Raw genomic sequence first — 12370 nt, forward strand, 5'->3', positions numbered from 1 at the left:
GAAAGGAGGTGGACGATGACCACCAAGAAGTTCACCCCCACCATCCGGCGGGGCCCGCGGTTGACACCGGGCGAGATCAACGTCACCCCACCGGATGACCTGGGTATCGAGATCCCACCGTCGGGCCTGCAGAAGGCGCTGCCCTACGTCATGGGCGGCGGGATGCTCGGCATGCTCGCCATCATGATCTTCACCGGCATCCGGCAGCTGTCGCCCTACATGCTGATGATGCCGCTGATGATGATCATGGGCACGGTCGGCTTCATGGCCGGTGGCGGCCCAGGCGGCAAGAAGGTGCCCGAGATCAACGCGGACCGCAAGGAGTACCTGCGGTATCTGGCCGGCCTGCGGTCCCGGGTCACCACTTCGGCCGCCGCTCAGGTGACGTTCTTCGGTTATCACGCACCGCATCCCGGCGACCTGCTGTCGATGGTCGGCACCAACCGGCAGTGGTCGCGGCCGGCCAACGGCGACTTCTTCGCGGCCACCCGGATCGGCATCGGTGCCGAGCCGGCCGTCGACCGGCTGCTCAAGCCGGCGGTGGGCGGTGAGTTGGCCGGACCCCAGGGTGCGCCACAACCGCACCTGGAGCCGGTCAGCCACATGTGGCTGATCAAGTTCCTGCGCACGCACGGCCTGATCCACGACTGCCCGAAGTTGGTGCAGTTGCGCACCTTCCCGACGATCGCCGTCGGCGGTGAGCCCGAACGTGCGGCCGGTCTGCTGACCGCGATGATCTGCCATCTGGCCGTCTTGCATCCACCGGACCTGCTGCAGATCCGGGTGCTCACGGACACCCCGGAGGACCCGAGCTGGGCCTGGCTGAAATGGCTGCCGCATGCGCAGCACCAGACCGATACCGACGTGGCCGGCCCGACCCGGCTGGTGTTCACCCGGCCGGACGGACTGTCCGATCTCACGGCGCGCGGTCCGCACACCGCCGACGCCGCACCGGCCGGCGCCTATGTCGTCGTCATCGACCTCACCGGCGGTCGGGCCGGTTTCCCGGTGGACGGCCGTGCCGGTGTCACGGTGATCACGCTGGGCAATCACCGGGGATCGGCCTACAAACTGAAGGTGAATCCCGACGGATCTGCCGAAGACAAACTGGCCCAACAGGGTTGGCGCCAGGTGGTCCGGGTGACGGACTCCATGACGCCGGCCCAGGCGGGCCGGATCGCCAGGAAGCTCGCCGGCTGGTCCATCACCGGGACGATCATCGACAAGACCACCCGGGTGCAGAAGAAGGTCGCCACCGAGTGGCACCAGTTGGTCGGGGCGCAGACGGTGGAAGAGGTCACCCCCGCGCGCTGGCGGATGTTCACCGATACCGACCGGGACCGGCTGCGGATTCCGTTCGGGCATGAGCTCAAGACCGGCGACATCATGCACCTGGACATCAAGGAAGGCGCCGAGTTCGGCGCCGGTCCACACGGAATGCTGATCGGGACAACAGGTTCCGGTAAATCAGAGTTCCTGCGCACCCTGATCCTGTCGCTGGCCGCGACGCATCACCCGGATCAGGTCAATCTGCTGCTCACCGACTTCAAGGGTGGCTCCACCTTCCTCGGCATGGAGAAGCTGCCGCATACCGCGGCGGTGGTCACCAACATGGAGGAGGAGGCCGAGCTGGTCAGCCGGATGGGTGAGGTGCTGACCGGTGAGCTGGACCGCAGGCAGTCCATTCTGCGCCAGGCGGGTATGCAGGTCGGTGCCGCCGGTGCGCTCTCCGGGGTGGCCGAGTACGAGAAGCACCGGGAACGCGGGGCCGATCTGGCTCCGCTGCCGACACTCTTCGTCGTCGTCGACGAGTTCGCCGAACTTCTGCAGAACCACCCCGACTTCATCGCGCTGTTCGACCGGATCTGCCGCGTCGGCCGGTCGCTGCGGGTGCATCTGCTGCTGGCCACCCAGTCGCTGAACACCGGCGGTGTCCGGATCGACAAGCTCGAACCCAACCTCACCTATCGGATTGCCTTGCGCACCACCAGTTCCGCGGAGTCCAAGGCGGTGATCGGTACGCCGGAGGCGCAGTACATCACAAACAAGGAGAGCGGGGTCGGATTCCTGCGGGTGGGGATGGAGGACCCGGTGAAATTCCACAGTGTGTACACCGGTACCAACTACGTGCCCACCGTGCTCGCGGGCGCCGACGACGATGCGCCACGGGTCCAGCCCAAGCGCCAGGTGGTGCGCATTCAGCCCTTCACGGCGGCACCGCTGCTGGACGCGGGGGTGGTGTCGTGACCAACGGTATGACCGAGCTCGGTGACCAGCGGGTGCTGCGCGAGGTGGTGCTCGAACAGCTGACCACCGGTGAGGTGCGGGCGTACAAGATGTGGCTGCCCCCGCTGGCGGATCCCACCCCGGTCAACGAGCTCGTCGAGCGGGATCACCGGCAGCCGTTGCGTTTCGGGCTCGGGATCATGGACGAGCCGCGCCGGCACCGCCAGGAGGTCTGGGGTATCGATGTGTCCGGAGCCGGCGGCAACATCGCCGTCGGTGGGGCGCCCCAGACCGGGAAGTCCACCTTCCTGCAGACCCTGGTGCTCTCGGCCGCGGCCACGCACACTCCCCGCCAGGTGCAGTTCTACTGCATCGACATGGGTGGTGGCGGTTTGATGTACCTGGAAGGGCTGCCGCATGTCGGCGGGGTCGCCACCCGGGCCGAGCCGGACCGGGTCAACCGGGCCGTGGCGGAGATCAAGGCCGTGCTGCGGCAGCGGGAAGCGACGTTCAAGCAGTACCGGGTCGGTTCCATCGCCGCGTACCGGCAGATGCGGGAGGACCCGAATCACGCGGCGTCGCAGGACCCGTTCGGTGACGTCTTCCTCGTGATCGACGGCTGGCCGGCGTTCGTCGGCGAGTTCCCCGATCTGGAGCCGGTGGTGCAGGACCTGGCCGCCCAGGGCTTGGCGTTCGGGGTGCACACCGTGATCGCCACACCGCGCTGGACCGAGCTGCGCTCCCGGGTCCGGGATTACCTGGGCACCAAGGTGGAATTCCGGCTCGGCGATGTCAACGAGACGCAGATAGACCGGATGACCCGGGAGATCCCGGCGAACCGGCCGGGCCGGGCCATCTCGTTGGAGAAGCACCACCTGATGATCGGGGTGCCGCGCCTGGACGGTGTGCACAGCGGCGCCGACCTGGTGCCGGCCATCACCGCAGCCGTCGACCACATCGCCTCGCTGCACACCGAGGAAGCCCCACAGGTCAGAGTCCTGCCCAGCCGGATCTACCTGAACGAGATGGACCCCAATCCGCCCGGACCCGATGCCGACTACCGCACGCGGTGGACCATTCCGCTGGGTGTGCGCGAGTCCGACTTGTCGGTGTCCTACACCGATATGCAGCGCACGCCGCATGTGTTGGTCTTCGGTGCGCCGAAGTCCGGCAAGACCCGGATCGCGCATGCGATCGCCCAAGCTATTTGCTTGCGCAACAATCGAGATCAGGTGCGGTTCATGGTCGGTGACTTCCGATCGGGTTTGCTGGATGCGGTTCCCGAGAGTCATTTGCTGTCGGCCGGAGCGATCAATCGCAATGCCGCGACGTTCGACGAGTCGGTGAAGGGGCTGGCGGTTCTGCTCCAGCAGCGGCTCCCTCCGGCGGACCTGACGACCTCCCAATTGCGGTCCCGATCCTGGTGGTCGGGCCCCGATATCGTGCTGCTGATCGACGACTGGCACATGGTGGTGGCGGCCGCGGGCGGCCTGCCTCCGATGGCGCCGTTGTGGCCCCTGCTGCCCGCTGCCGCCGACATCGGCCTGCACCTCGTCGTCACGTGCCAGATGAGTCAGGCGCAGCGGGCCACGATGGACCGGTTCGTCGGTGCGGCCTACGGCGCGGGGACCCCGACGTTGTTCCTCTCCGGCGACAAGACCGAGTTCCCGTCGAGTGCGTTCAAACTCAAGCGCAGGCCGCCTGGCCAGGCACTTCTCGTCTCTCCGGACGCGAAGGAGGTGATTCAGGCGGCGTATGTCGATCCTCCGGAAGAAGAAGTGTCGGCAGCACCCCAAAACCACGGTTAGTATGGATTTCGAGTCGCCTGGCAAAATTGACGGCGACGAGGTAGCAAACGGATCGGGGGGTCCACGATTGAAGCGCCACGGCAGGACTTGCGGTCCCCATCCCAAAGATGTCATCCAGCTCGTTTGGAACCGTTGAGGAGGAACTGCACATGCAACCGATGGAACACTCGCCCGCAGTGCTGGGCATCGGCAGCCAGGTGGTTGCCAACGGGGGACGCGGACTCGCCACCGGAACCACCGCGACAAGTGAGGCAATGGCCCTCCTGCCTGCAGGTGCCGAAGAGGTGTCGGTCCAGGCCGCCCTCGCATTTGCTAGCGAGGCCGCCCAGGTTGCGGCGCTGAATGCCTTCGCACAGCAGGAACTGGCCCGCGCCGGCGCCGCCTATCTGGAGTCTTCCGGGATCTACACGACGGTGGACGCCGAGGGCGCCGCCACCCTGATGTGACCGGCTCGGCGACCGCCAAGAATTGACGAGAGCGAAGCTGGCAAACAATGTCTGCAGTCCCCGCAATGTTGACGATGTTCTATGAAGCATTGCCACCGGAGATCAACACCGGCCGCCTGATGGCCGGTGCCGGCCCGACGCCGATGCTCCAGGCGGCGGCGGCGTGGGAAACCCTGGCGATCTCCCTGGAGACGCAGGCTGAAGAACTCGCGGCCAGTCTCGCCTCGCTGTCGGGTTCCTGGCAGGGCCAGGCCAGTGAGCAGGCGGTCACCGCGACCACTCCGATGGTGGTGTGGCTGCGCACCGCGGCGCTGCAGTCACAGAAGCGAGCCATGCAGGCCATCGCACAAGCGAATTCGTACGCGCTGGCCATGGCGGTGACGCCGCCGTTGCCCGAGATCGAGATGAACCACGTCACGAACGCGGTGCTCAACGCCACCAACTTCCTCGGCGTGAATGCGGTACCGATCGGCATCAACGAGGCCGACTACGTCCGGATGTGGGAACAGGCCGCCGCCGTGATGTTCGGGTACCAGGCCGAGACCACGGCCAACACCATCTTCGAACCGATTCTGCCGATGACGCCCATCGTCGTGCCGGGGGTCGGGGAGTCGGCACTGGGCATGGCCTCGGGGCAGCTCGCCGCGACGCTGCCCGGCTCGGCGCTGCGCGAGGCCGCCTTCGCGCACACCACCATGCAGGCGACGGTGGAGTCGGCCGGGCTGACGGCGGGACGTGGTGCGGCATTTGCGAATCAGGGTGAGCAGCGTGCTCAGGGGGCCGCGCAGAAAGCCGATAAGGCTCAGGGCCAGCAGACCCAGCAGATGCTGCAGCAAGGGATGCAACAGGGCATGCAGATCGCCTCGCAACTGGGACAGTCGCTGATGCAGGCGCCTCAGCAGATGACGCAGGGCGTTACCCAGGGGGCGCAGACGCTGACCCAGCCGTTGCAGCAGGTGAGCTCGATCTTCGGTCAGATGGGCGGAAGCGGCGGACGGCAGTTCGGCCTGATCGGCGCGAGCCCGTTCTCGGAGCACCCGCTGCTCGGCGGCTCGGGTGCGACATCGGGCGCGGGTCTGGTGCGCGCCGCGTCGCTGCCCGGCGCCGGCGGCACCCTGGCCCGGACGCCGCTGATGTCGAGTCTGGTCGGGTCGCCGGCCCAGTCGACCCCGGTGCCGACCGGAGCATCCGCCGGGGGAGCCGGTGCCGGTCTGGCACCGGTGGGTGCCGGATCGGGCGGCGGTGGCCCGATGAACGGCGCCGCTCAGCGCGAGAAGAGCGGTGGCAAGCGGGAGGCGCTCGCCACCCCGTCACCGCTGGCACATGGTTTCGATGAAGACGACGACGACTGGTGACGGCCGATGACCGGCACCGGCAACACACAAACTTCCCGGCCGAGGGGGCTGGAAGACTCGCCAACACGTGGTGAGGACACAGGAAAAGGAAAGGTAGCTTCACCATGACTTCAGGACAGGGGATGGAAGCCGATCTCTCCGTCATCGCGGGCGAGTCGGCCAACTTCCAGCGCATCGCGGACGAACTCAGGACCGTGATGGCCCACGTCGAGGCCACCGCGGCCGGCCTGCAGCCGGCGTGGGTCGGTGCGTCGGCGACCGCCGCGCAGGCCGCCCTGCTGCGCTTCCACGAGGCCGCCACGCAGCAGAACCGGGAGCTCGACGACATCTCCGAGAACCTGGGCATCGGTGGCACGCAGTACGGCAGCACCGATGAGGACCAGGCCAGCGCCCTCGCCAGCCGGATGATCTAGCACCCGAACCACCTACCACCACCGAAACGGAGAAATCGAATCATGAGCCAACAGACATGGAATTTCGCCGCCATCATGGCCGGCGCCGCCGACATCCACGGCTCCGTGGGTACCACCCAGAGCCTGCTCGAAGAGGGCGAGGCCTCGCTGGGCCGGCTCGCGGCCACCTGGGACGGCGCCGCCCGCGAGGCCTACCAGGCCCTGCAGGTCCGCTGGAACAGCACGGCGGCCGAGCTGAACAACGCGCTGCAGAACCTGGCGCAGACCGTCGACGAAGCCGCCCAGACCATGGCGCAGACCGAAGCCGGCGTCACCGGGATGTTCGCCGGTTAGAACCACAGTGCAGGTGGGGTGGGCGGACTAGCCTGAGGCTTGTCCGCCCACCTCCTGCTTGCACAGTCGCGTATCACCTATGAGAGGTAATCATGTCGGCCGACTATGACCGGCTCTTCCACTCCGCCGGCCCCGCCGACGGTGAGGCCAACAGCGAAATCGACGGTGCGGCACCGGCGGTCACACCGCCACCGATGCCCATCCACGCCTCGGCGCCGCGTGCCACCGAGGTGACTCCGCCGTCGATGCCGGTCGCCCCGACGCAGACCCAGGCGTCGGGTGTCCCCGCCCCGCGCGAGGCGGAGATCACCCAGCAGATCCGGCCGGCCCAACACACCGGTCCGCAGCGCGCCCAGAACGGGATGCTGCGCACCCCGCCGCCCGCCGCCCAGACCTCCGGTGCCCGGCACGAGCAGCAGCGGCCCGCACCGGCCCCGCAGGCCCGTCCGGCGCCTGCGCCGGCACCCAGCCAGGTCTTCGCCGAGGCGCCGGAACCGGTGTGGTCGCAGAGCCAGCCGATCCCGGCCCAGCCCGCGCCGACCTCGGCCGCCAGCATGGGCAATCACCGTGCCATCGACGCACTCTCACACGTCGGTGTCCGCACGGCGGTGAAGATGCCGTCCCAGCGCGGCTGGCGGCACTGGCTGTATGTGTTCAGCCGGATCAACCTCGGGCTCTCGCCCGACGAGATCTACGAGATGGACCTGCACGCGCGAATCCGCCGAAATGCGAGGGACTCCTACCAGATCGGCGTGTTCGGGCTCAAGGGTGGCGTCGGAAAGACCGCTGTCACCGTGGCGCTCGGTTCGGCGCTGAGCCGGGTCCGCGGCGACCGTATCCTGGCCATCGATGCCGACCCCGACGGCGGCAACCTCGCCGACCGGGCGGGCCGGCAGTCCGCGGCCACGATCTCAGATCTGTTGTCCGACCAAGAGTTGTCTCGTTACAACGACATCCGGGCGTACACCAGCATGAACGGCGCCAACCTCGAGGTGTTGTCCTCGGAGGAGTACAGCGCCGCCCGGCGCGAGTTCAACGACGACGACTGGAAGGGCGCGGTCGGCATCGTCTCGCGCTACTACAACCTCGTGCTCGCCGACTGTGGCGCCGGGCTGTTCCAGCCGGCCTCGCGCGGCGTGCTGTCCACGGTGTCCGGTCTGGTGATCGTCGCGAGTGCCTCCATCGACGGAGCCCGCCAGGCCGCGGTCACCATGGACTGGTTGCGGCAGAACGGCTATCAAGATCTGCTGGGCCGGTCGTGCGTGGTGATCAACCACGTCACACCGGGCAAGACCAACATCGACGTGGAAGACCTCGTGCAGCAGTTCGAGCGACATGTCGCACCCGGCCGGGTCATCGTGCTGCCCTGGGACAAGCACATCGCCGCCGGTACCGAGATCCAGCTCGAACTGCTGGGCAGCACGTTCCAGCGCCGGATCGTGGAACTCGCCGCGGCGCTGTCCGACGACTTCGACCGCCTCGAACGTCGTTGACCGCCACCTCAACCGGTGCGGCCGCACCCGCGTCCTCGAGCGTGACGCCCGGCCGCCCAGCAACGACCCGAGTCACCATCCTGACCGGACGCCGTCTCACCGACCTGGTGCTGCCGGCCGCCGCCTCGATCGAGACCTACATCGACGAGACGGTGGCCGTACTGGCGGATCTGCTGGATGACACACCGGCCGAGGTACTGGCGGGGTTCGACTTCAAGGCGCAGGGCGAGTGGGCGTTCGCGCGGCCGGGCGCTCCGCCGCTGAAGGCCACCGAGTCGCTCGACGATGCGGGCGTCGTCGACGGATCGCTGCTGACCTTGGTGTCGGTCAGCCGCACCGAGCGCTATCGGCCGCTCGTCGAGGACGTCATCGATGCGATCGCCGTACTCGACGAATCCCCGGTGTTCGACCGCACCGCGCTGAACCGGTTTGTCGGGCTGGCGGTTCCGGTCGTGTCGACCGTCGTGGTCATCACCGCCCTGCTGGCCTGGTCGCAGTCCGGCCACGGCTGGTGGTGGACCGTCGCGCTGGGTGTGCTGGGGCTGGGTCTGCTCGCCGGCGCCATGCTGTCGAAGAGCCGATTCGGCAATATCGACATGGCCGAAAGTCTGTTGGTGGCAGCGCTTCCCGCGCTGGCGGGTGCCGTCGCGCTGGCGGTGCCGCTGCCACGGGATGCCGACGGTCTCGGCGCCCCCCAGATCGCCGCGGCGGCCGGCGTCGTCCTGCTGTACGCCCTGGCCACCCGGGGCGGCCCGCGCCGGCGTGCGGATCTGGCCTCCTTTCTCGCGGTGGCGGCGACGGCCCTCACCGCGGCGGCGGTCGCCTACGGGTACGGCGCCCAGGACTGGGTGCCCGCCGGCGCCATCGCCTTCGGCCTCATCGTGGTGACCAATGCGGCCAAGCTGACCGTGGCCGTCGCGCGTATCGCGCTCCCGCCGATCCCGGCGCCGGGGGAGACGGTGGCCAACGACGAACTGCTGGACCCGGTGTCCCACCCCGAGGGCGCCGACGAGGAAAGCCCCACGTGGCAGGCGATCATCGCCTCGGTCCCCGAGTCGGCCGCGCGCCTCAGCGAGCGCAGTCAGCTCTCCAAGCAGCTTCTCAACGGTTTCCTCACCGCGGGTGCGGTGGTGTTGGCCGCCGGCGCGATCGCGGTGGTGGAGCAGGGCCACTTCTTCGTGCACAGCCTGATCGTGGCCGCACTGGTGGCCGCGGTGAGTGGCTTCCGCTCCCGGCTGTACGCCGAACGCTGGTGCGCCTGGGCCCTTTTGGGTGTCACCGTGGCGGTGCCGACCGGGGTGATGATCCGGCTGTGCCTCTGGTATCCGCACTCGGCCTGGTTGGTGTTGGCCGTCTACACCGCGGTCGCGGTGGTGGCACTGATCATCGTCGGCGCCACCTCCGATGTGCAGCGCGTCTCACCGGTCACCAAACGCATCCTGGAACTGCTCGACGGCGCGGCCATCGCCGCGGTGATCCCGCTGCTGCTCTGGATCGCGGGCGTCTACGACCTGTTGCGCAATCTCCGGTTTTAGACGGCTTTGACCGGGTCGATGCCCAGATCCTTGTAGGTGACCAGAGCGACGAACGGCACCCCTTTACCGCCGAACAGTTCGGCTGCCACGTCGCCGCGGTCCACCATCGGGATCACGCCCGTCACCACGGCGCCGACCTGCAGCACCCGCTCGTAGGCCTTCTCCGTCGAACCCCCGGTGCTGATCACGTCGTCGACCAGCAGGACCCGGTCACCCTCCTTCAGGCGGGTGCCCTCGATCCACTGCTCACGCCCGCGCTGCTTCTGCTCCTTGCGCACCGAGAACCAGGCCTTACCCGTCACCATCGCAATACCGTGCGCCAACGGGTCCGCCCCCATGGTCAGACCGCCGACGGCGTCGAACTCGATACCGTTCAGCGCCGCCAGATCGGCCACCGCCCGGCTGACGGTGGTGAGCCGTCCACCGTTGTCGATGGCGTACTTGCCGTCGATGTAGTCGTGGCTCAGCTGGCCGCTGACCAGCCGGAACGGTTCTTCACGCCGTTCGTGGGCGCGGGTGCGGATCAGGTCGAAGGCCGCCTGCCAGGTGTCCGGTCGCTGCATACCCGGAATCGTATTGCACCGGGCACGCAGCGCTCAGGCCTGCCGGGCCCGACGCGTCAATTCGACTGAGGCCGCACGTAATTCACCGATGGAGTTGATGGGCTCGGAATACCCGGCCCGGGTGTAGGCCATGCCCCGCGGGGTGAGCACCCGCAGGTCCAGGCCATAACGGTCGGCGGCGGTGCAGGTCACGGCGGTGGCGTCCGGGTAGCCGCCGAGGGTTTGGGCGATGGCCGTCAGCGCATCGGCGTGGTCGGCGTTGAGATGGGCGATGGCGCCGGCGGCGTGCGGGGACACCGGATCGGGTTCTGCGGCGGCGTAGTCGGCACCGGTGGTGGAATCCATCCGGCCGTAACCCCCGACCCAGCGGACCCGCTGCACCTGCAGCACCCAGAGGGTGAAGTCGCTGTAGTCGATGTAGTACTTGGCGGCGGGCACCGCGTCCAGATGTGCCTGCCGGGCGGCGTCGAGTTCGGCGCCGGTGGGCCGGGTGACGACCCCGGCCAGGGTGATCCGGCCGGACGCCAGCGGGTCCTCCGGCGCGTCCGGCGCCACGATCGAGATGCTGGCCCGCTGATCACCGGCCAGGTTGCGGCCGTGCTCGGCCATATTGGATACGCACAACACCGGCGCACCGCCCACCAGGCCGTAGGTGATGAACGACGCCCAGGGGTCGCCGTCGGCGGTGAGGGTGGCCAGGGTGCCGGCGTTGGTGGAGGAGGCGATGGTGCGGGCCTCTTCGGCCGCCGACGGCCGGGTGGCGTTGACGACGGGGGTCAGGGCCGGCGGGATGCTCGGGGCGTCGCCGGGGTCGCCGTGATCACGCAGGGTAGAGCCAGAGGCAGAGCCAGAGGCGGGGGCGAGCGAAGCGACGGGGGGTTGGTCAGCCACGTCGGCACCATACCCACAAACCTGCGGGGTGTACGAAGATCAGCAGTCGGGTACGGAGGGATACGTGGCTTTGGTGAATCTTGCGTTCGACGCGTGGCTGCCCGCGCAGCGCTGGTACTCGGGACGCGGCAGGCAACTGCGCGCGGTGGTGCCGGCGCAGACGGTGCAGTTGACCCACGATCTGGAACTCGCGCTGCTGGACGTCGGCTACACCGACGGCTCGGTCGAGCAGTACCAGGTGCTGGTGCGGTGGCAGGACGGAGACGGCCGAGATGACCCCGCGATGATCGGCGTCGACGGTGACCGCGTCGGCTACGACGCGATGGCCGATCCCGCCGCGGCAGGCATCCTGCTGAATCTGCTGGAGGCGTCCGAGACCGTCGGGCCGGTGACCTTTCGCCTGGAACCGGGGGCGGTGCTCCCGGCCGACCGGGTGGGCCGCCGGCTGGGTGCCGAACAGTCCAATACCAGCGTGGTGTTCGGTGAGCAGGCCATCCTCAAGGTGTTCCGGCACCTCATCGCCGGTATCAATCCCGATATCGAACTGACCCGCGCCCTGGCCGGCAACCCGCATGTGACCCCGCTCCTGGGCTGCTACGAGCTGGCCGGCGACGGTGAGCCGTATGCGCTGGGAATGCTCACCACCTTCGCCGCCGGCTCGACCGACGGATGGGACCTGGCCCTGGCCGCCGCCGGAGACCCCTCCGTCGACTTCGACGCCGATTCCTACGCCTTGGGTCAGGCGGTCGGCAGTGTGCACGCGGCACTGGCCGCCACGCTCGGCACCTCGACCGCACCGTTCCCCGTCGACACCTGGGTTCGGCGGTTGCGCGGCGTGGCCGCTGCGGTGCCCCAGCTGCATGACTACGTCCCGCGGATCGAGACCCGCTACCGCGCCCTGACCGATGCGCCGAGCACGGTTCAACGGATCCACGGCGACCTGCACCTGGGTCAGGTGCTGCACACCCCGAGCACCTGGCTGGTGATCGATTTCGAAGGCGAGCCGGGCCAGCCGCTGGCGGATCGCCGGCGCCCGGACTCCGCACTGCGCGACGTCGCCGGCATGCTGCGGTCCTACGACTACGCGGCACGCGGCTCGCGGGCGTGGGTGGACCGCAACTGCGCGGCGTTCTGCGACGGCTACGCCGCCGTCAGTGGCACCGACCCGCGCCACGAGGCCGCGGCCCTGGCGGCCTACGAACTGGACAAGGCGGTCTACGAGGTCGGGTACGAGGCGCGGTACCGCCCGGACTGGTTGCCTATCCCGCTGGCCGCCGTCGACAGGATCGTGGCCGGATAGCGTCGCT

Annotated in this window: 11 protein-coding genes; 9 read left to right on the forward strand and 2 right to left on the reverse strand. The window is 68.6% G+C overall.

Going from position 1 to position 12370, the window contains the following annotated elements:
* The first annotated feature begins 15 nt into the window (after positions 1-15).
* The 8 genes from eccCa to eccD all read left to right on the forward strand — a co-directional run bounded on the left by eccCa (position 16) and on the right by eccD (position 9609).
* Positions 16-2247 carry a type VII secretion protein EccCa gene (gene eccCa / locus H7J86_RS15255; RefSeq protein ID WP_267291900.1) on the forward strand — a complete coding sequence of 744 codons (2232 nt, stop codon included), beginning with the start codon at positions 16-18 and terminating at the stop codon, positions 2245-2247.
* An 8-nt stretch (positions 2248-2255) separates the two neighbouring features.
* Positions 2256-4034, forward strand: a complete 1779-nt coding sequence (gene eccCb, locus H7J86_RS15260; RefSeq protein WP_187099114.1) for a type VII secretion protein EccCb — start codon at positions 2256-2258, stop codon at positions 4032-4034.
* A gap of 149 nt (positions 4035-4183) precedes the next feature.
* Positions 4184-4480 (forward strand): PE family protein, encoded by a 297-nt coding sequence (locus H7J86_RS15265; RefSeq protein WP_267291902.1) that lies wholly within the window; start codon positions 4184-4186, stop codon positions 4478-4480.
* Between the two features lie 47 nt (positions 4481-4527).
* Entirely contained in the window at positions 4528-5835 is a 1308-nt protein-coding gene (locus tag H7J86_RS15270) for a PPE family protein (RefSeq protein ID WP_235683448.1), read from the forward strand.
* A gap of 104 nt (positions 5836-5939) precedes the next feature.
* Positions 5940-6248 (forward strand): WXG100 family type VII secretion target, encoded by a 309-nt coding sequence (locus tag H7J86_RS15275; protein ID WP_234901109.1) that lies wholly within the window; start codon positions 5940-5942, stop codon positions 6246-6248.
* 42 nt (positions 6249-6290) lie between these two features.
* The gene (locus H7J86_RS15280; protein ID WP_090364751.1) at positions 6291-6581 is read left to right on the forward strand and encodes a WXG100 family type VII secretion target; all 291 of its coding nucleotides are present in this window, start codon (positions 6291-6293) and stop codon (positions 6579-6581) included.
* Positions 6582-6673: 92 nt separating this feature from the next.
* Positions 6674-8074: a MinD/ParA family ATP-binding protein gene (locus tag H7J86_RS15285; RefSeq protein WP_090364752.1), complete on the forward strand. Its 1401-nt coding sequence runs from the start codon at positions 6674-6676 to the stop codon at positions 8072-8074.
* Positions 8071-9609 carry a type VII secretion integral membrane protein EccD gene (eccD, locus tag H7J86_RS15290; RefSeq protein ID WP_267291904.1) on the forward strand — a complete coding sequence of 513 codons (1539 nt, stop codon included), beginning with the start codon at positions 8071-8073 and terminating at the stop codon, positions 9607-9609. Before H7J86_RS15285 ends, eccD begins: the two co-directional genes overlap by 4 nt.
* Here the strand turns inward: eccD and H7J86_RS15295 are convergent.
* Complete coding sequence (locus H7J86_RS15295; RefSeq protein ID WP_267291906.1) at positions 9606-10172, reverse strand: orotate phosphoribosyltransferase; 567 nt, start codon at positions 10170-10172, stop codon at positions 9606-9608. The two genes, eccD and H7J86_RS15295, sit on opposite strands and share 4 nt — an antisense overlap.
* A gap of 33 nt (positions 10173-10205) precedes the next feature.
* Complete coding sequence (locus H7J86_RS15300) at positions 10206-11000, reverse strand: HugZ family pyridoxamine 5'-phosphate oxidase (protein ID WP_267292962.1); 795 nt, start codon at positions 10998-11000, stop codon at positions 10206-10208.
* Positions 11001-11136: 136 nt separating this feature from the next.
* On the opposite strand from H7J86_RS15300, the gene H7J86_RS15305 reads away from it, so the two are divergent.
* Positions 11137-12363, forward strand: coding sequence for a maltokinase N-terminal cap-like domain-containing protein (locus H7J86_RS15305; RefSeq protein WP_267292964.1), 1227 nt, complete (start codon positions 11137-11139; stop codon positions 12361-12363).
* Positions 12364-12370 lie beyond the last annotated feature (7 nt).

This window comes from Mycobacterium hackensackense (assembly GCF_025822555.1).
Classification (GTDB): domain Bacteria; phylum Actinomycetota; class Actinomycetes; order Mycobacteriales; family Mycobacteriaceae; genus Mycobacterium; species Mycobacterium fluoranthenivorans.

Excerpts from the sequence above, each read along its gene's own strand:
- H7J86_RS15295 (WP_267291906.1), bottom strand. The coding sequence starts at position 10,172 with ATGCAGCGACCGGACACCTGGCAGGCGGCCTTCGACCTGATCCGCACC.
- H7J86_RS15265 (WP_267291902.1), top strand. The coding sequence starts at position 4,184 with ATGCAACCGATGGAACACTCGCCCGCAGTGCTGGGCATCGGCAGCCAG.
- H7J86_RS15285 (WP_090364752.1), top strand. The coding sequence starts at position 6,674 with ATGTCGGCCGACTATGACCGGCTCTTCCACTCCGCCGGCCCCGCCGAC.
- eccCb (WP_187099114.1), top strand. The coding sequence starts at position 2,256 with ATGACCGAGCTCGGTGACCAGCGGGTGCTGCGCGAGGTGGTGCTCGAA.
- H7J86_RS15280 (WP_090364751.1), top strand. The coding sequence starts at position 6,291 with ATGAGCCAACAGACATGGAATTTCGCCGCCATCATGGCCGGCGCCGCC.
- eccCa (WP_267291900.1), top strand. The coding sequence starts at position 16 with ATGACCACCAAGAAGTTCACCCCCACCATCCGGCGGGGCCCGCGGTTG.
- H7J86_RS15270 (WP_235683448.1), top strand. The coding sequence starts at position 4,528 with ATGTCTGCAGTCCCCGCAATGTTGACGATGTTCTATGAAGCATTGCCA.
- H7J86_RS15275 (WP_234901109.1), top strand. The coding sequence starts at position 5,940 with ATGACTTCAGGACAGGGGATGGAAGCCGATCTCTCCGTCATCGCGGGC.